Source organism: Novosphingobium olei (assembly GCF_012927405.1).
Lineage (GTDB): Bacteria > Pseudomonadota > Alphaproteobacteria > Sphingomonadales > Sphingomonadaceae > Novosphingobium > Novosphingobium olei.
In genome coordinates this window covers 650,229-675,316 of the sequence record NZ_JABBGM010000002.1, presented here as the reverse complement: position 1 = coordinate 675,316, position 25,088 = coordinate 650,229, and the positions used below count along the sequence as shown (strand labels likewise).

The following is a 25,088-nucleotide window of genomic DNA, read 5'->3' as shown; positions in this document are numbered from 1 at the left end:
TGTGTAGGAAAGGGAAAATCAAACCCATCCGGGCGCCCTTGCTCGCTCCCGGCGAGGGTTATGGGCGATTGGCAGACTTGCCGTTCTTGTCCGGGCTATCCTGCCGATTGCCCCCCAAAGGCATCGATTCCTTTCCAAAACTCGCGTACGCATCGGACTCGGGTCCATCGCCTTCGCCGCATGGACGGAGAGAGTAACGTGCTGGAATACCTACAATCTTTCCTTGCGGTGAGAGGCTTGGCACCGCACGGTTACTGCCTGCTCTGGGATCCCGCGTTAATCTGGACCCATGTCGCAGCCGACGCCGTCATCGCTGCCTGCTATTTTTCAATACCGATCCTGCTGTTCCGGCTGCTCGCCATGCGGCGCGATATCAAGTTCGGCTGGATGCTAGCAGCTTTCGGGCTCTTCATCCTGGCCTGCGGGATGACGCACATTCTTTCGATCGTGACGCTGTGGATCCCTGCTTACGGCTGGGAGGCGCTGGTCAAGGTCGTGACCGCAATGGCATCACTGGTCACGGCGCTTCTCCTGCTGCGGCTGTTGCCCAATCTTGTCGCGATCCCTTCGCCCGCCCAGCTTGAGCGCGTGAACGAGGCGCTTCGGCAGGAAGTGCTGGAACGCGCGCGGGCCGAGGAAATGCTGCGCCAGTCGCAGAAGATGCAGGCGATCGGCCAACTGGCCGGTGGCATCGCGCACGATTTCAACAACCTCCTGGGCGTGATCATCGGCAACATCGATCGCGCCCAGCGCAAGGGAACGGGAACCCCGGAAGGCGAAAAGGCCATCGGTAACGCCTTACAGGGCGCGGAGAGGGCGGCCAGGCTCACGCATCAACTGCTCGCCTTCACCCGCCAGCAGCCCCTGCAGCGCCAGCCGCACGACATCAACGCCATCGCCCGTGCATCCGCCGACCTGCTGGACGAGACCGTGGGTCCGCGTATCGAAGTGGCGCTCGATCTTGCCGACGATCTGCCGCCCTGCCTTGTCGACGCCTCGCAGCTCGAAATGGCGCTGCTGAACCTGGGCCTGAACGCTCGCGATGCCATCGACGTGAGCGGCACCATCACCATCGGCACGCGACTTGCCGCTCCTGCGCTGGTGGAGATACGCGTGGCCGACACCGGCTGCGGAATGGATTCCGCCACACTGGAAAGGGCGATGGAACCCTTTTTCACCACCAAGGAAGTTGGCAAGGGGACGGGGCTTGGACTGAGCCAGGTGTTCGGCTCCGTCGAGCAGATGGGCGGCCGCCTCGAAATCGAAACCAGTCCGGGAACCGGAACGACGGTGCGCCTGTTTATGCCGACTGACGGGGGAACTGATGGCATCTACAATCTGTCTGGTTGAGGATGAGCCACTGCTGCGGGCAATGACTCAGGCCGATCTGGAAGATCTCGGGTTTGATGTGATTGCCGCGAACACCTGTGAGGAAGCCTGGACCATCATATCATCGGGCACGCCACTCCACTGTCTGCTGACCGACATTCGAACGCCCGGGGCCATCGATGGATGGGAATTGGCTCGCCTTACCCGTGAAATGCGCCCCCAGATCGGCGTCATTTACGTAAGCGGGTACGCTGGCAACGAAACGAAACCGGTCGCCGGCTCGATATTTCTGTCCAAGCCTTATCTTTGCCGCGATCTGGAACAAGCACTCGCAACGCTCGGCGTTTCGCAATAGCGCGGAAACGCGAAGACCCGGCCAATTCTTGACCAAAGTTTGACAGAGGTCTTTCTGCTCGTCATTTGCTGCGCGCGAATCGTGCGGATGGCTTAGTCAGGTGCTTCCGCTTTTCCCCGGAGAGCCGCCATTCAGCAGATTGCTGCCTTGCCCTACCGCACCGATGGAAGCGGAACCGACGTCTCCGTGCGCGTCCTGCTGGTGACGTCGCGAGGCACTGGGCGCTGGGTCGTTCCCAAGGGCAACGGGATCACGGGGCTTGAGGGCCACGCCGCCGCCGCGGTCGAGGCGGAAGAGGAAGCCGGAGTACGCGGGCTGGTCTGCCCCGTGCCGCTCGGTACCTATCGCTATCGCAAGCGCAAGGGCAGCGGCGCCTCTCTGATGGTCGACGTCGACGTCTTCCCGCTTGCCGTGACCGACGAACTCGAAGCCTGGAAAGAGGCCAGCCAACGCGAGCGGCGCTGGTTCACCCTCGCCGAGGCTGCGGAAAAAGTCGACGAGCCTGACCTTCGCGAACTGATGCGCAGCTTCGCCCCCAACGAATTCCAGGCGGCTACGCGCCGCACCAGCATGCTGGCGCAAGTCGCCCGTAAATCGAGGATTTTCCAGATGTCCGCTTGGTTCCAGCGTCTTCTTCCGAAGACCGGTAACTTCTTCGAATTGTTCGAGGCCCACGCCCAGACGATTGTCACCGGCGCCGACGCGCTAGCACGCCTGCTGCAGGGCACAGGCAACTCCGCCGATCACATCCGCGAAGTGATCGAACGCGAAAACGATGGCGACCAGATCATCCGCGAGATGCTGCGCACCGTCCGCGAAACCTTCCTGACCCCGTTCGACCGCAGCGCGATCACCAGCCTGATCGGCGCGATGGATGATGCCATCGACGAAATGCAGGGGGCCGTCCAAGCCATCGACTTGTACGAAGTCCGCGAATTCGAGCAGGAAATGAAGGACATGGGCGCGATCATCGTCGATGCCGCGCGCCTTGTTGCGGAAGCCATGCCGCTGCTGCGCGATGTGGGCCGCAACGGCACGCGCCTTCACGAACTGACCGAGCGGCTCGTCCGCATGGAAAATCACGCCGACGAAATCCACCGGCAGGGCCTGAAGCGCGCGTTCAAGGAACATGGCGAACGCGCCACGATCAAGTTCATTGTCGCACGCGAAATCTACAAGCATCTCGAGTACATCGTCGACGCGTTCGAAGACGTGGCGAATGAGATCGACGGCATCGTGATCGACCACGCCTGATGCACGAGCTAGCTTTCCCCCTGCTCGCGGGACTGGTGCTGGTGGCGCTGGCCTTCGACTTCCTGAATGGCCTGCACGACGCGGCCAATTCCATCGCGACGGTGGTATCGACCAAGCTACTCAAGCCGGTTCCCGCCGTGCTGTTCGCCGCCAGCTTCAATTTTGCCGCGTACTTCCTCACGATCATGTTTCCCAGCCTCCACAAGGTTGCTGAAACCATCGGCAAGGGCCTGATCGACAAGGATCTCGTCACTCCCGCCGTTGTGTTCGGCGCTCTGGCGGGCGCGATGTTCTGGAATGTCGTCACTTGGCTCAAGGGAATTCCCTCGTCGTCGAGCCATGCGCTCGTCGGGGGCATCGTCGGTGCGGGCGTAGCGCACGCCGGCTTCACCAGCATCCAATGGTCTGGCCTCAACAAGACGCTGATCGCGATCGTCCTGTCTCCGGTTCTCGGCATGGTCCTGTCCATGCTGATCATGCTGATTTCGAGCTGGCTGTTCGCGCGGGCACGCAACAAGACAGCAGAGCGCAGCTTCCGCTCGCTTCACTTGCTGTCCTCGGCCGCCTATTCGGTAAGCCATGGCCTCAACGACGCGCAGAAGACGATGGGCGTCATCACGGTGCTGCTGTTTTCTACCGGCTATCTCAAGGGCGAATTTGCAGTGCCGCACTGGGTTGCGATCAGTTGCTACATCGCAATGGCGGCAGGCACCATGGCGGGCGGCTGGAAGATCATCGAAACGATGGGCAGCCGCATCACCAAGCTGTCGCACCACCAAGGGTTCAGCGCCTCTCTGGGCGGCTCGATCATGGTATTCAGCGCTTCGCTGCTCGGAATCCCGGTGTCGACCACGCACACGATCACCGGCTGCGTCGTAGGCGCCGGAACCGCGCGCCGCGCCTCAGCCGTGCGCTGGGGCGTTGCCGGCAACGTCGTGGTCGCCTGGGTGATCACGATTCCTGCCTCGGCGGCCGTCGGTGCGTTGTTCTACAGCCTCACGCTGCTGTTTTGATCGCGCTGGGGCGGCGGCGGACGCGCATCAGCGCGCCGCCGTCCGTGTGGCCGCTGGACCTGCCTGCACCAATGGCTTTGCACCATCGCCCAGGATGATGAACGCGGCCCAATAGAACGGGTGCGAAGTGTTGGGATCGTCCATCAGCTTGACTTGCGCCTCCTCGAGCGCCTGCGCCAGCGGCTCGCCCGGCCTGGCCCCGACAACACCCCCGATCAGGCGCTTGGTCGCGTTGAAGTCGTCCGGCACCGGCCAATGGCTGGCGATGACCGACCGCGCGCCCGCCCCGACAAAGGCGCGGACAAGGCCATCGAGCGCATAGTTGCCCCCCGTCGTGACCCCCGCCTCACGGCTCGCGGCCACCGTCGCCATGCCGGCCGTATCGCATGCCGACAGGATCACCAGATCGGCATCAAGCTTGAGATCGAAGATTTCCCGGAAAGTCAGCAGGCCGTCCGAGCCCTGATCTCCGAAGCTGGTCACAAGAGCCGGGCGCGCCGGGCAATCGGCGCGGGGCGCGGTCACCAGGCCGTGTGTTGCGAAGTGCAGCACGCGATACTGGTCGAGCGTCCGGTCGGACAGGAGTTCAGAATCGCTGAAGGCCATGTCGGTGCGGACGTCGCTCGCCCCGCCAATGGTCTGCTTGGCGAAGACGAGCTCATCCGCCGAGATGGGCCGCTGCCAAGTCACCAGGGGCCAGTCGCATTCGTCGGCAACGGCGGTCACCGGGCGGAACGCCGGCACCGCGTTATGCCCCAGGCCGAGGTAGGGCTTGGTCGCGCGCGAGGGCGCAAGTTTGCGCAGATCCAGGAAACCACGCGGGGAAACCGCGATGGATACCTCGCGACCGCGCCCAAGCCAGGCGATGCCCGTGAAGTCGAACGCGTCGGCATCGGGCGCCTTGGTGCGCTTCTTGTAGGCCGCGATCCCCTTGTCGTCGGTCACCAGAACCGATGGCGGAAGCTGCAGCATGCCCGCGTCGGGCTCGAACACCAGGTGCTTCACTGCGGGCAGCTGCCGATCGATCGGCCCGAACAGCGTGCGATAGAGATCGCGGGCACGGTCGAGGTCGAACGGGTAGTTCACCTGCCGACCGTTCTCGACTTTTACGATCGAATCGCGGATGGCTTGGACCTGTACGGCAAGCTTCGGACGGTCCAGATCGAGCTTGAAGGTCTGCGCCCCCTCCGCCGTGGCGAACAGCGCGTAGAGATCCTCCCCAACCGCGACCAGCTTATAATAGCCCTCTCCCGGCTGCAGCGACTGCTGCAGTTCGGCCAGCGTAACCCGCTGCGGCGCCAGCACATTGTAGCGCGGATAGGCAGCGAGCTTGCTGACCAGTTCGGTCTGATCGCGCTGCAGGGACGCCAGCGTATCCTTGGCGGCGGCTAGCGCTGCCTGCTCCTGCGCGGACGGAGTCGCAAGCGCGCTCAGACGCGTCACTTCCGCATCCGTGCGGGCAATATCGCGGCTGCGCGTGACCGACAGGCGGAATAGGGCGGCTGCATCGTCGTTGCCTTCCGACAGTTCGCGCGCCAGCACCGCCTGCGTCTGTGCAACGCCTGGCCGCTGCAGCACCTGCGCCGCGATGAACATGGACGCTGCGCTGGTCGCGTCGCCGTCCTTGGCCAGCAGCCCGAGGTATGGCGAAAGCATGTCGCGCAAGGTCGCCCCGCTGTCGCTGACCATCGCGCTCTGGTCGATGACGCTCGCATAAAGCGCCTTTGCCGCGGCTGCATCGCCGGCCCGGCCCAAGAATGCTGCCTTGCGCGCCTGCGCGGCCAGCAAGGCCGGCGATTGCGGAAATGCCGCAGCCAGCGTGGCTATCGCCCGGTCGAATTCGGCGGCAGCCTGATCCTTGCGGCCCTGCGCCTCGTTCAGCAGCGCCTGCTCGATCTGGATTTCCGACCGCATCCATCCGATCGAATCGACCCGACCGCCCCGCACCATGGTCAGGCGCCGGTCGGCCTCGGCCAGTTTCTCCAGCGCATCGGCATAGCGCCCCTTCAACCGTTGCGCCGTACCCGAAAGCGCCACGCCCTGCGCATCCAGAATCTCGGCGCGTTCGGTCGCCGTCAGTCCAGGATCCGCGCCACCCAGGCGCAGCAGGGCGTCGTTCTCGCGGTTGATCTGTTCGGACAGCGGCAAGTTGATTTCGCCCATGGCGAGCTTGTCGCGATCGAAGTTGGCCGACACCGGGGGCACCGGGCTGGCCAGCTGCGCCAGCGCGGCATCGGGCTTCTTCTGGTTGAGCAGGTCAATCACACGATAGTTTCGCAGGCGCCTCTGGGTCACCGCATCATCAGCTGCCAGCGCGGACTGAGCCTGCTCGAAAAGACGCTTCGCCGCCGCGAAATTGCCGAGATTGGATTGCTGGAGACCCTGGTTGGCAAGCGCTTCGGCCAGATCCCCCGTATCGCCCTTGCGATCGCGGGCGGACAGCGCCTCGAAAAACTCGGCGGACTCGGCAAAGCTGCCACCGTTGTTGCGCAGATAGCCTTCGTCGCGCGCACCCGACTGATCCAGCTGACCCGCCTGTACGCGGGCGAACGCTGCCGGATCCGACACCTCGGTGCTCGCCACGCGCACTTCGCCCGGGACCGGGCTGTCGGTTGCGACGCTTGCTAGCGCAAGCCGCAACGCGGGGTCGTAGCCGGCGAGGCCTTCGACGAAATACGAAACACCCCCGCGCCTGACGAGATAGCGGCGGTAATCGACGCGCGAACGCGGATCCCTGCAGGCAAGGCTCAGTACATCACCGAGCCCCTCGATCGTTGCGGAGCCCGGCTGGGCGCAATCCAGTGCCACGCCGGGCAGCGCGCTCGGTTCCATCGCCGGCGCGACCTCTCGCCGAACCGCAATCAGCGACCCGACGGCGCCGGCTGCATCGCGGCACGTCAGACGATAGGAACGGTCGAACATGCCCGAAATCCGCGCATCGGCCGGCGCATTCTGCGCGGTGCACATCACGCCCGACGAACCGATCCGAAACGAATTGCGGATCGAAAGCGGCGGGGCTTTGGCACTCGCCATTGCAGGCATGGCCAGCGCGAGCACGGCAAGGCTCGTCCCGAGAAGTCGCGCGCGCATCACAGTCCTCCCTCGGCGCTGTTTTCGTTGACCGGCGATCCGACCAATGCCGGGTTCCCACTGCCGGCGACCGGCTCCTCGATATGAGACGGCGGGTTGAGCGGGCGAATGTCGATCAGCGGCGTCGGCGGCGCGATCGGCGCGCCGGCAGCTTCGTTCGCGGCCTGCTGCTCCTCCTCTGTCGGATCGCTGGCCGCGTTGGCCGGATCAAAATCGCCCGGGCCACCGTCGAAGGCCGGTGTGTTGCCCAGCCCGGCCTGGCCCAAAAGCTGGATCTGCGTCGCAACCGTCGGTCCGACGACTTCGATTGGCACATCCACCGTCGTTACGCCGCAAGCCGTCACCGTAATCAGGCAGCCGTCCAAACTGCTTCCCGCGTCGAAGAAGCCGATCTGCGCGTGGTTCTGCCGGAACACCGCATAGGCATCCTTCCCGGTAACCACACTCGCCCCGTCGAGAAACGCACCGTTGACGATCATTTTGACAGGAATCGACCCGGCCGGCCCGATGCGGAAGCCGTCCGCAGCCGTCAGGAAACCTGCCGGTATATCGGTCGTCCCAGTGTTCTGGACATAAAAGCTGCGACCGACAGTGAAGTCGAAGGCAGCCGCAGACAGAACACCATCAGGCCGCTGGACAGAGGCAGGCTGCGTAAGATCGGCCTCCAGTCCAGCGTAGGCAATATCGGCTTGGAGCTTGTCGAGAATGGTGCCGCTGGCAACATGGATCCCGTCCGCGGAAATGCGCAACGTGCCCGCCAGCGTGGTGCCACTGCCGTAGATCGCCAGCGATCCGGTGGCCGCATCAAGTTCGAAGCGGCCGGTGGCGAATTCCAGCGCGTTGGTCGACAGGAAGCCTCTGGAAGCCACATTGCCAAGAATTCGGATCCCGCCCGAGATGACCCCGGCGTCATTGACCGTCTCGAAGCGCACGGTGCCGTTGGGATCGTCGATCGTGCTCCCGGCCATCGGCCCGGTGATGGCAAGATTGCCGATATGCAGGTCCACAGCTGCTTGGCCATCCAGCCCCCGGACCGTCACCGAACCGCTGCGGATAAGCGCCCACTCGGCCGACGAAAGGGTCCATTCGGTGACTCCGAACCCGTCGCCCAGGGTGACGCCGTCCTGGCTCAGCGAGCGCAACAGGATCGCGCCCGTCGTCCCGGCATCGAGTCTCAGCGGCTCGCCATTGGAGGCAACGGTGTTGATCGCGATGGAGTTGGACGAAACCGTGATCGAAGGCGCGGCCCAGCGCGCGTTGATGATCGCGCTGCCGCCGCTGTCCACCGCGATCGATTGCGACATGTCGATCTGCCCGAGCTCGGCTTTGCCGGTAGAGGCCGCCGAGAATCGCCCGCCCGATGCCTTGGCCATCACGATCGAGCCGCCAACCCGGACAGGCGCAGCGCTGGTGAGCGTCGAGACGTCGATATTTCCTGCCCGGGTTCCGGCAGCCAGCATCGATGAGGACCCGATCATGGTGCTGCCCGACACCACTGCATTGACGACGACGTTGCCACTCGCGAGCAGTGCCATATCCCGGCCGACGATGTCGCTCAGCGAAAGATCGCCGGAGGCGACAAGCGCAATGTCGGTGCTCGCGGAAACTTGGCCCGACGAGAGGTTACCGCCAGAAAGCACCTGCACGCCGGCATTCTGGCTCGACAGGCTGGCAAAGCGCGCATTGCTGCCGATATTCGCCACGATCGGCCCATAGGCGGTCACCGCGCCAACATCGGCGGTACTGCTGGTGTCCAGCGTGATCGCCCCTTGACCGGCCAACAGTGTCGCCGCCGTCAAGGCTCCGCTCGCGCTCAACGTGATGTCACCACTAGCAGTTGCAACGTTACCGACGATCGCCGTGGTGCCCGCGGTCGCGCGCACTCCGCCACTCCCGGTCAGGTCGCCGCTCGCGAGCGCGCCCGTTGCCGCGAGGTTGATCGCGCCAGCCGTCGCAGACACGTTGCCGAGAGTGATGTTGCCACCACTGCTGGTGATCGCCACCGCTCCCGCCGCCTGTACCGCTCCAGCAAGACCCGGCGATGTGCTGCTCGCGGTGGTCACATCTCCAGTCGCGGTGAGCGCAAGGTCGCCGCCAGCGGCCACACTGCTCGCGGACAGGATCCCGCCGCTCGTGATGGTCGCCGTTCCGGCAGCCGTGACCTGGCCCAGCGTGACCGCTCCACCGGCGTCCAGCACCAGCATGCCATTGGCCGCCGTCGTCTGGATAGCGCCAAGCTGCAGCGCCTTGGTGGTCGTCGCGGTCAACGAAGCCGCCGCCAGCGGACCGCTCGCGGTGATCGCGCCGCTCGCTCGCACCGGGCTCGCCGTGAACAGCGCATCGTAGTTGTAGCTCGCGCCCCGCGGCGAACCGCCGGCCGAGGCCATGGCATAGTCGGCAAGCAGCAGACGGCCCGATGCGGTCGCGCCACCCAGCGCGATGTCGCCACCGCCCAGCAGCGCGATGTCGGTGCCGGTCAAGGTCCCGACGTTGAGCGTACCTGCGCCGAACAGTCGCGTCGATCCGGCAGTCGTGTTGCCCAGCGTCACCGCCGCATCGGACTGCACGACAAGCTCGCGCAGCGACGACGGATTGCTCGAGCCGAGCACCGTCACATCATGCGCGGTCAGCGCGCCGCTGGACACCAGCGCCACGCGGTCGACACCCGTCACCGACCCGCTGATGCCGAGCGTGCCGGTCGAGGAGATGCTGACAGCATTGTTCGCATCGACCGAACCGAGGGCAACCGCGCCATTGCCGACGACCGAAACGAGACCGGTCGCCGCAAGATTGCGCAGGCTGATCGTGCCGCCGGCCGAGACGTCGAGATCGCCCGTCGCATCCAGATCGAACAACCGGATCAAGCCGGACGCGTTGACCTGAATGCCGGAGCCCGCCTTGAACGAAACATCGCCGATGATGTCTCCCTGGCTTGAGACGATGAGCGCGTTTACCGCCTCGATCGATCCGGGCGTCGTGACGGCGACGCCCGATTCCACCCAGTTTCCGGCTTCAAGTCGGGCGTGGTCGGCGGTCAGCCTGCTGCCATCGAGCGCGACCGAGATTTCGCCCGGCGTGATGAACTGGAAGCCGTTCGTAAGCGACACGTTGCCGTTGACGATACTGATCTTCGAAGGAAGGACCCCGGTCTGGGCCGGGCCGGTGGCCGTCATGGAAATCGACTGCGCCGTCACATCGCTGTTGCGCACGTCGAGGCTGAGCGGCTGGCCCAGGAACGAGGCAGTGCCGTCAACCGCGCCAAGCCCTTGGGAAGCAGTGGCCGTAAAGGTCAGGTTCTGCGCATTGACCGATCCGCGCTGGGCATCGACGAGATAACGGCTGGTCACGAGCATCGCCGCACCGTCTGCCGCAGCATTGCCGCCATTGCCCTGCGTACCGCCGTTGCCGCCATTGCCGCCGTAGGCGCTTGCGTCGAACGAGCCGTTCGCCGTCAGCGTGACATTGGATCCGCGGACCAGCAGCACGGCACTGCCGCCGGTGCCGTTGCCGCCATTGCCGCCCGCGCCGTTCCCCTGCGAGCCCACGCCCCCCGCGCCACCGTTGCCGCCCGAACCATTCGCTGCTGCACTGACCGAGCCAAACTGCGCAAAGCCGATGTTGAGCGAACCGGTATCGATGCCGCTTTCAGTGCCGATCTGCAGATAGCCGCCGGTGCCGTTGCCGCCGCTTCCGCCGGGCCCGCCGGTGCTGAAGTCGTTGTAATCGCCGATGCCGCCGACACCGCCCGTCCCGTTGCCGCTGGCGAACAGCGAACCTACGGTGAGCTGGCCGTTTCCGGCACTGCCCAGCACGAGCACATTGCCCCCGACGCCACTGCCGCCGTTCCCGCCAACGCCGGTCGGCCCGGTATCGCCCGGCGCGTCACCGCCTGCACCGCCGATCCCGTCGGCGAGGACCGTTGCCGATGTCAGGTTGATCCTGCCGATCCCGGCGATAGCGTTCTGCGCCGAAATGGTCGCCGCGCCCGCGTTGGCCGAACCACCGGCTCCACCGTAACCGCCGGCGCCCCCCAGAGCCCGTGTATCCACCAGCAGCGTATTGATGACGACCGAGCCGTTGCGAGCATAGACACCTGCCGCCCCCGAAGTTGCGTTGCCGCCAGCACCGCCCGCCCCGCCCGAGGCATAGGAGGTGACGCTTGCCGGACCGCTGATGTCGATCGAGCCTCCGTTGCCCAGTTCCTGTCCGCTACCGGCGCTGATGGACGCTGCTCCAGCGCTGGCAGCGCCGCCATGGCCCGCGGCATCGAACTGGTAGCCGGTACCGCCAAACGCGTTCGCGCCGACAACAGCTTCCGCGCCGATCGTGATCGCGCCCCCAACACTGCGCAACGCAGACGTCCCGCCCGCCGCATCGCCGCCACTACCGCCCAGCGAGATGTTGTCTCCGCCGACGGCCCCGGTATCGAGCGTGATCCCTCCGGTGACCACAAGGGTCGACCCGGTGTGGGCTTCCACATTGACGTTGCCGCCATAGGCCTTGCCGCCGGTGTAAGCGCCATCGGCGCTGCCGCCGAAGCCCGCGCCCCGCAAGGTCATCGTACTGGCCGAAAGGACAAGGCCCGATCTGACGAGCAGCTGCACCGATCCGCCTGTCCCTGTGCCCCCATCGCCGGTGAGCGAATTGCCACCGACGCCCCCCGAATCGGCGTAAAGACTGGCCAGCTTGATCTGGTTGCCGTTCGTAGCCCCTTGAGAAACCAGAACGATGCTGCCACCGGTGCCCGCGCCGCCGATCGCCGTTCCCGATCCCGAAGCGCCGGTTCCGGTGGTCAGCAGGACCGTATTGCCGTCGACCTGGAACAGCGAACCGCCGCGGTCGGCCTTCAGCGTGATTACGCCGCCGGTGCCGCTGCCGCCGTTGCCCGAAGTCCCCGCGCTTGTCCCTGCACCACCGGCGCCCGCTGCACCGCCAGAGCCAGTGGCAGAGACCGATAGGCTGCCGGCCAGCAGCTTGCCCGAAGGCGTACCGCTTCCCAGCGCCCCGTTGCTGTCGAATTGCACGTTGCCGCCTGTGCCAGCGCCACCCGCGCCGCCGTTTCCGCCCGCAGGTCCGTTGATCGAATCGCCGTCACCGCCGTTTCCACCAAGGCCACCGTAGCCCGAAGCGTCCACGGTCAGCACGTCGGGCGTGAAGCTGCCGTTGCCCACGCCGGTGTTGACCACGATGGTGCCCCCGGTACCGCTGCCGCCCCCCCCGCCTGCGCCCGGCGTCAGGACGCCGGCCGGCACGCTCACGTTGGCGCCTGCCCCACCCCGACCGCCGCTGCCCCCCGCGACGAGCGTGAAATTGGTCCCCGTGATCGAAGAAGGCCCCAGATTGCTGGACTGGGCATCGAGCAGCACGGTTCCGCCCGTGCCGATGCCGCCATCTCCGCCATTGCCACCAACGCCGTCGATGCCGTTGCCGCCACGGCCCGAGGCATCCAGCACGAGCCCGAAGTTGTAGGCGATCGTTCCGTTGTTGGCGGTCGTGTGGGCATAACCACCCGTGCCGCTTCCGGAAGAGACATGACCATAGCCGCCTGTGCCGCTGGCATCGATCGTGACGAGTCCGTCGCTGCCCCCGAACGTCAAGGTGCCACCCTCCGCAGAGATCAGCGCTTCGCCACCCGTGCCAAGTCCGCCGCTGTCGGCCACGCCCCCTCGCCCGAGCGAAAGGATCGAGACGTCACCCCCGATCGTGACAGTGCCGCCTGTGGCGCGGATCGCCGCCAAACCACCGGCACCGTCACCCGCGCCCTCGGCGCCCGGGCCACCATTGCCGGTGGCGTCCGCGATGAGGGAATCGAAGTCCACGTTCCCGGCCACGATATCCAGCGTCGCCGCGCCGCCTTGGCCGTCGCCGCCGATCCCGACATACCCTTCGCCCGCACCGCCGGCATCGGCAATTGCTGTGATATTGACCGCGCCGGAAGTAATCGAGCCTCCGCCCGTGCCTATGCGAATTTGGGCATCACCGCCGGTGGCGGCCCCGCCAAATCCGCCCGAGATATTTCTTCCGCCCTGTGCAGAGGCGCTGACCGTGAACGCCCCGGAACTGAGCGCCGCACCGTTGTTGATGACCTGAGCGAGACCACCCTCACCCGCGCCAGAAGTCGACGTGCCGAGCGATTCTCCGCCCGATGCGTCCGTCGTCACAAGAGTCGATCCCGAAACATCGAACGTGATTGCCGGACCGCTCGTCGATAGCCTCGCGGTACCGCCCGTACCGCTTCCCGCATTGCCGGTCGCCGCATCGCCACCGAGGCCGTTGGCCGCGATGGTCAGGTCGGAACCGATGCTCACCGTATGGGCTTGACCCCCCGACACCGAAAATGCCGCGGTTCCGCCGGTTCCGCTGCCCCCTTCGATGGTGCAACTGATGCAATCTGATCCGAATGTGCCGGTGCCGCCTGCAAAGATTCGCACACTGCCGCCCACGGTCAGCGCACCGCCACCTGTGAAGGCATCGATGCTGGCCCTTCCGCCAAGGCCGTTGCCGCCCGCATAGCCGCTTGAAATCTCGCCGCCATCGCCCTCTGCGGCAATATCGATGTAGCCTGCCGAGACACTCGCCCCATTGCCGTAGGACAGCTGCGCCACGCCGCCCTGCCCGTTACCAGCCGCTGCAGCGCTGCTGGGCGAGGATCCGGTGCCATTGGCGCTGAGCTGAAGGCCCGAGCCGATCGAAACCTGCGCGTTGTTGGTGGCGAAAAGCGTCGCCGATCCTGCCGTTGTTTGCGGGCTGTCCACCAGCCCCGCGCGGTCGGCCCGGACGGTCAGAGTATTGCCGACGCTCAGCGAGCCGCCGTCCACCGTGACGGTCGCCCCGCTCAAATCGTTGACGCCAGTGCCCCGGATGCTCGCCGTGTCGATCGAAACGACCGAAAGATTGCCGGCCACATTGAGCGACGAACCACTGCCTGCAACCTGCACTTGTGCGGCAATCCCGGGGCTGCCAGCCGGCAGCAGGGCACCCTGCAGCGTAAGATCCGATGCAAACGTGGCGCTCTCGCCCGCGTTCACCGAAACCGAAGCGACACCCGTCGACTTGGCATCGACTGCGGAAGTGGCGGTGATCGGGCCGCCGATAAGGAGATCGGTCTTGCCACTGCCGCCGCCCGCGGAAGCGGCCGAATCGATCACACCGCCCTGGACGTCATAGCCCGCGGACAGAACCACCGTGTTGCCGACTACATCGGCCGCGCCTGCAATGTCGAAGCCCAGCGAGTTGGCGCCGGTGATGGCCATCGTGATGGCGTCGTTGCGCGGCACGGCAACCATGTAGATGCGGTGCACGAACGTGCTGGAACTTCCCGCAGCGCCACCGATCGATCCCGAGCTGGCAAGTACCGTGCCCGACGCACTGGTGCCTTGGTTCACGCGGATGCTGAACAGGCCACTTGGCGAAAACTCGATGGTCGCGGCGTCAGCCGCCACCAGCGCGGCCGAACCGTTGACGTCGATGGCACCGGCCTGCGTTATGCTTGGCGCAACCATGACGAGATAGGAATTGTTGTCCGGCCCCGCCGCGCCAACGCTGATCTGTGCCCCTTGGGCGATATCGATCAGCGAACCGGCCTGGGATTGCTGGAACGAAAAGACGCCATTGGTCGAAAAGGCGCCGCTTTGAGGGTCAAAGGGCAGATCCGAGGTCGTCAGGCCGAGATTGCCCACGTCGAACACCGCATGTGGTCCGACAAGGATACCGCCGGGGCTGTAGAAGAAGACCGTTCCACCCCGCACCGTTCCCGAACCGGTCTGCAACTGCGAGATGACCGTCCCGTCGAACTGGATTGCCCGCGTCGGATCTGCCGGCAGGATGCGGTTGAGGACGGCAAAGTCGCTCACGGCGCTGCTGTTGTTGGTGAAGGTGGTCGTCGTGCCCTGCGGCTGGAAGGCGATCGGCCCGCCACCGTTGGCGTCGTCGAACGGGGTCCAGTTGATCACCGCATTCGGGCTGCTGACGGTAATGTCGGTCGAGCTGCCGGTGGCAAAAATCGAGGCGGAGCCAGCCACGACCTCCCCGGTGCCCTGGAACGACTGGGCGTGCGCCACGATGACCCCGCTGGCGAGAGCGGTCGCCAACGCGAGCGACGATACGGCGACGAGTTCGCCACGGCTGCGGTTGCGGGGCATCAGTTGGTCCTCCAGGGCAGGAGCCGGGTCGTGAGCGTCAGGAGAAAGCGCGGGTCCGGGCGCTTGGGATTGAGGCGGGTCCCTTCGAGCGGCACCGCGAGCGTTGCGTCGAGCCGGAAGCGTGCGCCAAGTTCACCGTGGACACCGCCGCCAACCGAAATCAGCCGATCCGACCCACGCACGTCCTTGTTCCAGGCCCACGCAATATCGCCGAAAAGGTAAGGCTGGACGCGAACCTCGCCGCGGCCGATGGCCAGGCGGGAGCCACGCAGTTCGAGCGACAGCCCCAGCGCGTCGTCGCCTGCAATCCGGCCAGGATCGTAACCGCGCCCGACGGTGTAGTTGCCGCCCGAAAACTCCTCGAACCCCAGCAGGGGCGTGAAGGCGTACTGACCGCGCGGCAGCAGCGCGAACGAAACCTTGCCGACGACCTTCTCGAATTCGCCCTGGGCGCGGATCACCGTTGCATCGGGGCGGCCGTCGGCCCGGCTTATCGGCGTTTGCCCAGCGCACGCGGCTCCGGCGCAGCCATGCGAGGCATCGAGTATGTCGAGACCTTGCCGCAACTCCACCGACCCGGTGGCACGCCACCCGGGCAAGGCGCGCGACGTATCGATCGCATCTACATCGAGGCGGCTCCACAGCACCCGCAGGCGATCGCGGGTCAGCGGACCGATCAGGTCGACATTCTGGTTTGCAAGGTCGAACCCTGCGGAAAGCCACACGTTGGCGCGCTGCGAACGCACCAGCGGGTAGCGCGCATAAAGACTGGCGAACAATGTGCGGGCCTTCAGCTCGATCCCGCCCGGCAAGGGGCCGATGTCCGGCTTGGTCCACGCATAGGTGAACTGCCCACCCACGGTCAGGCCCTCGCTCCCGGGCCGGAACTCGTGGCTTGCCTGAAGGATATGCTGCTCGGTGAAGTCGGCCGTCGCGTAATAGGACAGCGTCGTCACGTCGCCCAGCCCGGTCAGGCCGAAAGCCTGTGCCCGCACCTGCCCGCCCCATCGGCCCGTTGCCCGCGAAGCAAGGTTCTGGATTGACAGATCGACCACATAGGGCACGCGCAGGACGCTGACCTCGCCGATCAGGTCGCCCGGCGCCGTACCGGCGGGGCGCAGTGTCAATTGCACGTTATAGCCCGGAAGGTCGCGCGCCAGCAGCAGGTAACGCTCGGCCGCGTTGCGATCGAAGATCTCGTCCTTGGTCAGCTTGCTCAGGTATTCCTGAAGCTTGCGCTCGGCACCCCGGGTTTCGCCCCGCGCACGGATCGCGGTGACCCGGGCGTAAAGCACCTCCATGCGCACTTCGCCGTTCTCGATACGCTGTGTGGGTACCTGTACCGCGGCCAGGTAGCCCTTGTTGCGCAGGATGGTGCCAGCCGCGTCGCGGATTTCGCACAGCGTCGCGATCGGCTGCGGACGCCCGGCGAACGGCTTCCACGCCTGATCAAGTTCCTCGGCGCTTGCCCCCTTCAATCCGTTGAAGGTGACGTGATTGATCGAGACCTTGATGTCTGCATATTGCGGATCAGCCAGCGGACAGCTGGAACGCTCGATCCCGCCTTCGATGTTGAGGCGCGGTGCCGCAGGCTGGGCCGGTTCCCCGGTCACACCCTGCAGCTGGTCGCGTGACGGCACGCCTGCCGTCGTCGGCACCGATTGTGCCATCGCCACCGAAGGTTGAAATGCGGCGCAAAACGCCGCGATGCCCATTCCAAAACCGCCAACCGAAGCGCACTTCAGCCAATCGGACCCATTCGCCTTGCCGGCCATCGCCGCCCCCGTCGTCGCCAGAACATTCGACGCGGCCCGTTTTCGTTTTATTTTCCGGTCGTTAGCAACGCTCTGCAACGCGAGTCAAACGCCATTTGGCGAGCGATCGAAGCAAACGCTCGCCAGATGGGCGATAACAGCAACAAATCAAAACCTAAGCAAACATCGCGCACCGATATTTCAGGCAAGCGCGCCGTGGCAATGCTTGTACTTCTGGCCCGAACCGCAGGGGCACGGGGCGTTTCGACTGATATCGAGACCCGCATATGGGTTGTCGCCCGCCTGCCCGGCAGCTGCCGCCTGATCCGGCCCCTGCGCTGCCATGGCGCCCAGCATGGCCGCAGCGCCGGGGATTGCCTGCGCGTCGTTCTCGCCTGTGAAGGGGTCGATATGGCTGGTCAGGAAGTCGGGAAGCTCCGGCAACTGGAACTCCTCGGGCGCCCGCATGCGGAATTCGGCGGTCATCAGAATGCGGGTCACATCCTCGCGGATTGCATCGAGCATGCGTTCAAACAGGCCGAATGCTTCCTGCTTGTATTCGTTGATCGGCGTCTTCTGCGCATAGGCGCGCAGGAACACCACCTGACGCAACGCGTCGAGCGTCGCCAAGTGCTCCTTCCAGTGGTGGTCGAGCCGCTCGAGCAGGATCGACTTTTCAAGTCCCTGCCACGCCTCGGTATCGATCTCGGCCACCTTCTCGGCCATCTTGGCCTCCGCCAGCGCGGCGATCCGCTCCTCGATGAGTTCCGGCTCGACGCCGTCCTCCTCCATCCACGCTTCGAACGGCGCGTCGATGCCGAGAACATCCCGGATTCGCGCCCGCAGGCCCTCGATATTCCACTGCTCGGGGTACGATCCCGGCGGGCAGGCATCGCCAACCAGCGAGTTGACGGTGTCGTTGCGCATGTCGGCCACAACATCGCCCACCGCGTCGGCATCCATGATGTCGGCCCGCTGCTCGTAGATCACCTTGCGCTGGTCGTTCATGACGTCGTCGTATTCGACGACCTGCTTGCGGATGTCGTAGTTGCGCGCCTCGACCTTCTTCTGCGCGGTCTCGATCGCCTTGGACAGCCACTTCGATCCGATCGCCTCGCCATCGGCCAGGTTGCTGTTCATCATCCGCGCGAACAACGTGTCCGGCCCGAAGATGCGCAGCAGGTCGTCCTCGAGGCAGAGGTAAAACTTCGACAGCCCCGGGTCGCCCTGACGGCCCGAACGGCCACGCAGCTGGTTGTCGATGCGGCGGCTTTCGTGGCGCTCGGTACCGATCACGCACAGCCCGCCGGCTTCCAGCACCTTGGCCTTTTCCGCCGCAACTTCGGCACGGATGCGGGCCTCGCCCGCCTCGCGCTCGGCTTCGTCGGTCACGTCGGCCAGTTCGTCCGCGATGCGAAACTCGATGTTGCCACCGAGCTGGATGTCGGTGCCGCGCCCGGCCATGTTGGTCGCGATCGTCACCGCCCCGAGCCGGCCCGCCTGCGCCACGATGTGCGCTTCCATCTCGTGGAAGCGGGCGTTGAGCACGTTGTGCTTCACGCCTTCCTTGCGCAGATATTCCGACAGCAGTTCCGATTTCTCGATCGACACCGTGCCGACCAGCACCGGCTGGCCGATCTCGTTCTTCTCGCGGATCAGCTTGGCGATTGCCTGGAACTTGTCGGTGGTATTCTTGTAGAACTCGTCTTCCTCGTCGATCCGCTGCACCGGCACGTTTGTCGGGATGCTGACGACGTTCATCTTGTAGATGTCGAAGAATTCCGGCGCTTCGGTCGCCGCCGTGCCGGTCATGCCGGCCAGCTTGGGATACATGCGGAAGTAGTTCTGGAACGTGATCGAAGCCATCGTCTGGTTTTCGGGCTCGATGCGCACGCCCTCCTTGGCTTCCACCGCCTGGTGCAGGCCGTTCGACCAGCGCCGGCCGTCCATCATGCGGCCAGTGAACTCGTCGATGATGACGATCTTCCCGTCCTTGACGATATAGTCGATGTCTCGCTTGAACATCACATTGGCCTTGAGCGCCTGGTCGAGGTGGTGGACCACCATCGTGTTCTCGACGTCATAGAGGTTCGAGCCGACGAGCAGCCCGGCGCCTTCCAGCGCGCGCTCGATCCACTCGACGCCGTCTTCCGTCAGCGAGATGTTCTTGGTCTTCTCGTCGGCCTCGTAGAGCGCAGGATCGATCGTCTTCACCACCGCGTCGACCGCGACGTAGAGATCGCTCTTGTCGTCGGTCGGGCCAGAGATGATCAGCGGCGTGCGCGCTTCGTCGATCAGGATCGAATCGACTTCGTCGACGATCGCGAAGTTGAACGGCCGATGCACCATCTGCCCACGCTCATGCTTCATGTTGTCGCGCAGATAATCGAAGCCGAGTTCGTTGTTGGTAGCGTAAGTGATGTCCGAATTGTACGCCTCGCGCCGCTGCTCCTCGTTCAGGCTGGGCACGATCACCCCGACGGTCAGGCCGAGGAAGTTGTACAGCACGCCCATGGTCTCGGCGTCGCGGCGAGCCAGGTAGTCGTTCACCGTCACGACGTGGACGCCCTTGCCTTCCAGGGCGTTGAGATAGACCGCCAGCGTCGCGACCAGGGTCTTGCCCTCGCCCGTGCGCATTTCTGCGATCTCGCCGCGGTGGAGCACGATGCCACCGATCATCTGCACGTCGAAGTGGCGCATGCCCATGGTGCGGATCGAAGCCTCGCGCACCGTGGCAAAGGCTTCGGGCAGGATCTGGTCAAGCGTCGAGCCACCGGCGAGCATCTCGCGGAACTTGGGCGTCTGCGCGGCAAGTTCGGCGTCGGACAGCGCCTTGATCTGGGGCTCATAGGCCGCGATCTGGCGAACCAGCTTGTCGAGCGACTTGACGTAACGGTCGTTGGACGAACCGAACAGGGACTTGGCGAGTGCGCCGAACATGGTGGGATTCCTGCTGTCTGTGGGGTGGCGCAAGGCGCCGGTCATCGGGCGCATGCGCAAACGATCAATGCGATGAATGGTGCCCGCGAACGGGCAAGCGCAGCCTTACTGGCGCGACCGGTCGGAAAGCTCGAACCCGCACCCGCTGGCGAGTGCCGGCACGGGCAACCACACCGGCTTGCGCTGCTGTGCGGCAAATCGACGCGGCGGCGATGCTTCGCGCGCCCGTACCGGGCAGGCTGCTCGCGCCGGCTCCGCCACGACCGCGGCTGCGCTCTGCAGGCCTTGTCCCGCTACTTCCGATTGCGCAGCCGCCACCGCCGCCGCCTGGGGCAGCGAAAGGCCGGTCAGCATGGCCAGAAGAACAAGCAGCAAGCGCATCGTGCGCGTCGAGATAGGCAAGCAATTGCAACTCGTCCACCTTGAAACGCGTTTTGCCGCTGCGTTCGTACATTGAAGAGCGGCCGCCCACGCGCTACCCGCACCGTCATGTCCGACGCCATTTCCCCGCTCGCCACGCCATTCCCCGCGCTTCCCGCCATTGCCGGTGTCACCCCGCGGGTCGCCCGCGCCGGCTACAAGGACTGGGGTCGCTGCGACCTCACCTACGTTGAGCTAATGGAAGGCACGGCAGTCGCCGGCGTCTTCACGAAGAACGTCTGCTGCTCCTCGGAAGTTGACCTCGGGCGCCAGAACGCCAGGCTCGGCAAGGCCCGCGCGCTGGTCGTCAATGCCGGCAACTCCAATGCCTTCACGGGCTATCGCGGACGCGAGGCGGTCGAAGCGATCATGGCGCAGGTGGCAGGCAGCCTCGGCTGCGCGAAAGAGGAAGTGTTCGTCTGCTCGACCGGCGTGATCGGCGTTCCCCTGCCCAAGGACAAGGCGCGCGCCGGGATCGAAGCGGCACTCGTCGCCGAGCCTTGCGGCTGGGAAGAGGCCGCCCGCACTATCGGCACCACCGACACCTTTGCCAAGGGCGCGACCGCCACCGCGATGATCGGCGGCACGAAGGTCACGTTCAGCGCGATCATCAAGGGCAGCGGCATGATCGCGCCCGACATGGCCACGATGCTGGGCTACGTCTTTACCGATGCAGCCGTCTCGCCTGCGTTCCTGCAGGAAAGCCTTTCGACGGCAAACCTGCGCACCTTTTCCTGCATCACCGTCGACAGCGATACCTCGACCAGCGACACCGTGCTCGCCTTTGCCACGGGCCAGGCCGGGAATGCGCTGCTGGTGGACGCGAACAGCCCCGGCGCCGATGCGTTTGCCGCGGCCCTGCATGATATCTGCCGCCAGCTCGCGCATCTCGTCGTCAAGGATGGCGAAGGCGCACAGAAGTTCATCGCGGTCAGCGTCTCGGGTGCGGTCAGTGACGAAAGCGCCCGCCGCATCGGCCTAGCCATCGCAAATTCGCCCCTGGTCAAGACCGCGATCGCGGGAGAGGACGCCAACTGGGGCCGCGTGGTCATGGCTGTGGGCAAGGCCGGGGAGCCTGCCGACCGCGATCGCCTGTCGATCGGCTTCGGCGGCACCTGGGCCGCGCGCGACGGCCAGCCGCTTGCCGATTATGACGAAGCGCCAGTCGCCGCGCACCTCAAGGGCCGCGAAATCTCGATCGAGGTCGACATTGGCCTGGGCGATGGCCGTGCCACGGTGTGGACCTGTGACCTCACCCATGGCTACATCTCGATCAACGCCGATTACCGGTCGTGAGCGCCACCCGGCCTCCCGGCGATCCCATCATCCTGTGGGGCCGCCTCAACTCGCACAACGTCAAGAAGGTCGCGTGGGCGCTGGTTGAAATGGAGCTCCACTTCGTGCGCCACGATATCGGCGGCACGTTCGGCTACACTCCCGAATACCTCGCGATGAACCCCAATCGCCTTGTCCCGACGATCGAGGACGGGAGCCTCGTGCTGTGGGAATCGAACGCGATCCTGCGCTATCTCGCCGATGCCCATGCGCCGTCCTTTCGGTCGCAGGATGTGGCCATTCGCGCGGACGGCGACAAATGGATGGACTGGCAGTTCCAGTTCGCAGACGCACAGCGCGACGCCTTCCTCGGATGCGTCCGGCAAGGCAAGGACCGCACCGATCCCGCCGTCGCCGCGTCGGGCCAGAGCGCAGCAGCGATGATGGCCCTGCTCGATGCCGAACTCGCCTTGCGTTCATGGCTGTCCGGGGATCGTTTCGGCATCGCCGACATTCCGATGGGCGTCTATGCCCACACCTACTTCTCGATCGACATCGCCCGACCCAGCCTTCCGCACCTTTCCGACTGGTACGCCCGTCTGAAGGAACGGCCCGGTTATGCCGAGCAGGTGATGATCCCTCTTACGTGAGACTCGCGATGACCCAGGCACTCGATACCGCCGTGGCCGATCTCCTGCGGCGGACGGCCAAGGCGACGCTGTTGGCCCGCTATCAGCAGCTGACCGCCGATCAGGTCGTGGCCAAGGCCGCCGATGACATGGTCACCATCGCCGACACCGAAAGCGAAGCGATGCTGGCTGAGGGTCTGGCAAGGCTCCTGCCCGAAGCCGCGATTGTCGGCGAGGAGGCCGCCCATGCCGATGCGACCGTGCTGGATCGTCTGGGTGACAGCCTTTGCTGGGTCATCGACCCGCTGGATGGAACCAACAACTTCGCCGTCGGCAAGCCGCCTTTCGGCATGCTGCTGGCGCTGGCCGACAAGGGCGAAATCCTCTCCGGCTGGATCTACGATCCGCTGTCAGATCGGCTCTGCACTGCGCACAAGGGCACTGGTGCTTACGTCAACGGCGAGCGCGTCACTGCACGCACGACAGGTCATGAACCGCCGGTTGCGGCCATTTCCCTGATGTTCCTCGATAAGGCGGAACGCGAGGCGATGAAGGCCAGGGTGGCGCCGCACTACACGCTGGTCGATATCCCCCGCTGCGCCGCCGAACAGTATCCCCGCCTGGTTCTCGGCGTGAACGACATATCGGTGTTTGAGCGCACGTTACCCTGGGACCACGCCGCCGGCGTGCTGTTCGTCAACGAGGCGGGCGGCCGGGCGCTACGTCCCGACGGCAGCGCCTATCGCACCGACCAGTACGGGCAAAAAGGCCTGTTTGCAGCCTCTTCGCCCGCCCTGTTCGACGAATTTGTCAAGCGTAGCAGCGCCGAAGACTAAGCCATCACTGCGCCGGGTCGCGCACCTTGAACGGATCGGTCGGCACCGGCTGCGTGGGCAGGATCGCGCGCGGCAGTTCCTTGTCGCTGTTCGCCGCCTGCCACAGCATCCCCGCCATGATCACCGCCGCCTGGCGCATGTCGTCGCCGCGCATGTGGTCCACCGTATCAAGGTTCGAGTGGTGCACGCGGCTTTCATAGTCCAGCGGATCCTGGATGAACTGGTAGCCGGGAAGGCCAATTGCTTGAAGGAACACGTGGTCGGTGCCGCCGGTCTTGCTCACCACCAGCTTTTCCGCGCCCAGCATGTCGAAGGGCGATAGCCATTCCTTCAGCAACTTCTCCGCGCCCAGGTTGCCTTCGCTGTAGATGCCCCGGAACGGCCCGATCCGTTGTCCATGTTGAAGTAGGCCTTCAATTGTCCGTACTCGGCCTTGGGCTTGATCGGATAGGCGTTGCGCCACGCGATATAGGATTCATAGCCCTTCAGCGACGGATCGACAGGGCGGGTCGCCAGATGCTGCTCAATATAGGCGCGGCTGCCGAGCAGGCCCTGTTCTTCACCGCTCCACAGCACGAAGCGGATGGTGCGCTTCGGCTTGACGCCAAGTTTTGCAATCAGACGCGCGGCTTCGATCACGGTCACGCTGCCCGCACCATTGTCGCTCGCACCATCGCCCGCGATCCAGCTGTCGAAGTGCGCGCCGGCCATGACGTAACCGGCCTTCGGATCACTGCCGGGAATTTCGGCCACGACATTCTCGGCGCGCAGATTGCTCTCGTCATAGCGGGCGGCAACGCTGATGGCGATTTCGGGCGCCGCGCCGGTCTTGGCCAGTCGTACCAGGCGACGGTAGTCCTCCTGCGCCAGCTCGATCGCCGGAAGCGCCAGCGTCTGGCCGGGCTGGAAGTCATAGCCCTCGCCATGGACAAGCATCCCGTCGCGATAGCTCATCTTGACCATCGCCACGGCGCCCTCGGCCTTCAGGAACGCGGCGAGCTTGCCCTGAAAGCGGCGGTTGCGCACCTGCACGGCCGCAGCATCCGGATCGAACACCGGCTTCGTGTAGGTATCGAGCTCGGAAAGCTGTGCGTCGGTGTAGCGCTCGAACACCGGCTCCTTGCTCTCGCTGGTCTGCCCGGGCAGCGACACCAATACGATCTTGCCGGCGAGCTTGCCCTTCCACTCCGCGAAATGCTCTTCGCGCGACATCGGCGCGATCACCACCGGCGCTTGCACCGTGCCCGACGTTGGCGGCGACCACGCGACCGGGATCGCCGTCAACGGCAGCCGTCGCGGGCTGACCATCGCCACCGAATAGCTGTCGAGATTCCAGCCCACGCCGAAATCGAACGGCTCGACCCGCACCGTCGGCACGCCTTGTGCGCGTAGCAGATCCATCGCCCAGGCTTCCGCCTTGCGGTGGTTTTCGGAATTGGTGAGTCGCGGCCCGATGCGGTCCATCAGCGCAGAGGCGGTGGTCATCGCCTGGCTGCGGTTCATGCCTTCGTCGATGATACGGGCAATCGCGGCGCTGTCGCCGTCGGTCGCGGCGCGAACCGGGAGCGCTGCCGCACAAATCGCAAGAGCCGCCGCCGACGACATGGCAACGCGGCGCATAACCTGAATTTTCATAAACTTGAGCATCTCCGATGAGAGGTGCGGCAATCTTGCACCCCTCATCGGCCTTGCCAACCGGCAATCAGTGCATTGTCACAAGACGCTTTCGATCCAGCCCTTCAGCTGGCTCTTCGGCGCGGCGCCAAGCTTCTGCGCCACCGGCTTGCCATCCTTGAACAGCACCAGCAGCGGAATCGACTGGACGCCGATCTCGCCGGGGACGCCGGTGTTTTCCATGATGTCCATCTTCGCGATGGTCAGCTTGTCGGCCAGTTCTTCGGAAATTTCCTCAAGCGCCGGCGCAATCATCTTGCACGGGCCGCACCAGTCCGCCCAGAAATCGACGAGGACGGGCTTGTCCGAGCCCAGCACTTCGCTTGCGAAGGTGGCGTCGGTCACGGCTTTGGTGGACATCGAAGGAACTCCTGTTTC

15 protein-coding genes are annotated in these 25,088 nt (G+C 65.2%); 7 read left to right on the top strand and 8 right to left on the bottom strand.

From position 1 onward, the window contains the following. Window positions 1-60 precede the first annotated feature (60 nt). The 4 genes from HHL27_RS07180 to HHL27_RS07165 all read left to right on the top strand — a co-directional run bounded on the left by HHL27_RS07180 (window position 61) and on the right by HHL27_RS07165 (window position 3,951). Entirely contained in the window at window positions 61-1,350 is a 1,290-nt protein-coding gene (locus tag HHL27_RS07180; protein WP_169492672.1) for a sensor histidine kinase, read from the top strand. After that, window positions 1,325-1,684, top strand: coding sequence for a response regulator (locus HHL27_RS07175; protein ID WP_169492671.1), 360 nt, complete (start codon window positions 1,325-1,327; stop codon window positions 1,682-1,684). The genes HHL27_RS07180 and HHL27_RS07175 overlap by 26 nt, the downstream gene beginning before the upstream one ends. 147 nt (window positions 1,685-1,831) lie before the next feature. Beyond that, on the top strand, window positions 1,832-2,938 hold the full coding sequence (locus HHL27_RS07170; protein WP_206069418.1) for a DUF47 family protein: 1,107 nt from the start codon (window positions 1,832-1,834) through the stop codon (window positions 2,936-2,938). Then, window positions 2,938-3,951, top strand: coding sequence for an inorganic phosphate transporter (locus HHL27_RS07165; protein WP_169492670.1), 1,014 nt, complete (start codon window positions 2,938-2,940; stop codon window positions 3,949-3,951). The genes HHL27_RS07170 and HHL27_RS07165 overlap by 1 nt, the downstream gene beginning before the upstream one ends. A gap of 27 nt (window positions 3,952-3,978) precedes the next feature. Here HHL27_RS07165 and HHL27_RS07160 read toward each other — a convergent pair whose 3' ends face one another. From HHL27_RS07160 to HHL27_RS07140, 5 genes are all read right to left on the bottom strand, one after another. After that, a complete protein-coding gene (locus tag HHL27_RS07160) occupies window positions 3,979-7,041 on the bottom strand; it encodes a CHAT domain-containing protein (RefSeq protein WP_169492669.1) in 3,063 nt (1,020 codons plus the stop codon). Further along, window positions 7,041-15,182 (bottom strand): autotransporter outer membrane beta-barrel domain-containing protein, encoded by an 8,142-nt coding sequence (locus tag HHL27_RS07155; RefSeq protein WP_169492668.1) that lies wholly within the window; start codon window positions 15,180-15,182, stop codon window positions 7,041-7,043. Before HHL27_RS07155 ends, HHL27_RS07160 begins: the two co-directional genes overlap by 1 nt. Further along, the gene (locus HHL27_RS07150) at window positions 15,182-16,840 is read right to left on the bottom strand and encodes a ShlB/FhaC/HecB family hemolysin secretion/activation protein (RefSeq protein ID WP_338114844.1); all 1,659 of its coding nucleotides are present in this window, start codon (window positions 16,838-16,840) and stop codon (window positions 15,182-15,184) included. The genes HHL27_RS07155 and HHL27_RS07150 overlap by 1 nt, the downstream gene beginning before the upstream one ends. Window positions 16,841-17,137: 297 nt before the next feature. Continuing rightward, complete coding sequence (secA, locus tag HHL27_RS07145; protein ID WP_169492667.1) at window positions 17,138-19,876, bottom strand: preprotein translocase subunit SecA; 2,739 nt, start codon at window positions 19,874-19,876, stop codon at window positions 17,138-17,140. A 105-nt stretch (window positions 19,877-19,981) separates the two neighbouring features. Further along, window positions 19,982-20,257 carry a hypothetical protein gene (locus HHL27_RS07140; RefSeq protein WP_169492666.1) on the bottom strand — a complete coding sequence of 92 codons (276 nt, stop codon included), beginning with the start codon at window positions 20,255-20,257 and terminating at the stop codon, window positions 19,982-19,984. A 108-nt stretch (window positions 20,258-20,365) separates the two neighbouring features. Between HHL27_RS07140 and argJ the strand changes: the two genes are divergently transcribed. From argJ to HHL27_RS07125, 3 genes are read left to right on the top strand one after another with little or no spacing between them, the layout of a single operon-like run. Next, entirely contained in the window at window positions 20,366-21,592 is a 1,227-nt protein-coding gene (gene argJ, locus HHL27_RS07135; protein ID WP_169492665.1) for a bifunctional glutamate N-acetyltransferase/amino-acid acetyltransferase ArgJ, read from the top strand. After that, window positions 21,589-22,221: a glutathione S-transferase family protein gene (locus tag HHL27_RS07130; protein ID WP_338114843.1), complete on the top strand. Its 633-nt coding sequence runs from the start codon at window positions 21,589-21,591 to the stop codon at window positions 22,219-22,221. Before argJ ends, HHL27_RS07130 begins: the two co-directional genes overlap by 4 nt. A gap of 8 nt (window positions 22,222-22,229) precedes the next feature. Beyond that, entirely contained in the window at window positions 22,230-23,036 is an 807-nt protein-coding gene (locus tag HHL27_RS07125; RefSeq protein ID WP_169492664.1) for an inositol monophosphatase family protein, read from the top strand. A gap of 4 nt (window positions 23,037-23,040) precedes the next feature. Here HHL27_RS07125 and HHL27_RS22380 read toward each other — a convergent pair whose 3' ends face one another. The 3 genes from HHL27_RS22380 to trxA form a co-directional block, all read right to left on the bottom strand. Beyond that, window positions 23,041-23,373: a zinc-binding metallopeptidase family protein gene (locus HHL27_RS22380; protein ID WP_240959453.1), complete on the bottom strand. Its 333-nt coding sequence runs from the start codon at window positions 23,371-23,373 to the stop codon at window positions 23,041-23,043. After that, the gene (locus HHL27_RS07120) at window positions 23,367-24,671 is read right to left on the bottom strand and encodes a M20/M25/M40 family metallo-hydrolase (protein WP_240959450.1); all 1,305 of its coding nucleotides are present in this window, start codon (window positions 24,669-24,671) and stop codon (window positions 23,367-23,369) included. Before HHL27_RS07120 ends, HHL27_RS22380 begins: the two co-directional genes overlap by 7 nt. A 78-nt stretch (window positions 24,672-24,749) precedes the next feature. After that, on the bottom strand, window positions 24,750-25,070 hold the full coding sequence (trxA, locus tag HHL27_RS07115; protein WP_169492663.1) for a thioredoxin: 321 nt from the start codon (window positions 25,068-25,070) through the stop codon (window positions 24,750-24,752). Window positions 25,071-25,088 lie beyond the last annotated feature (18 nt).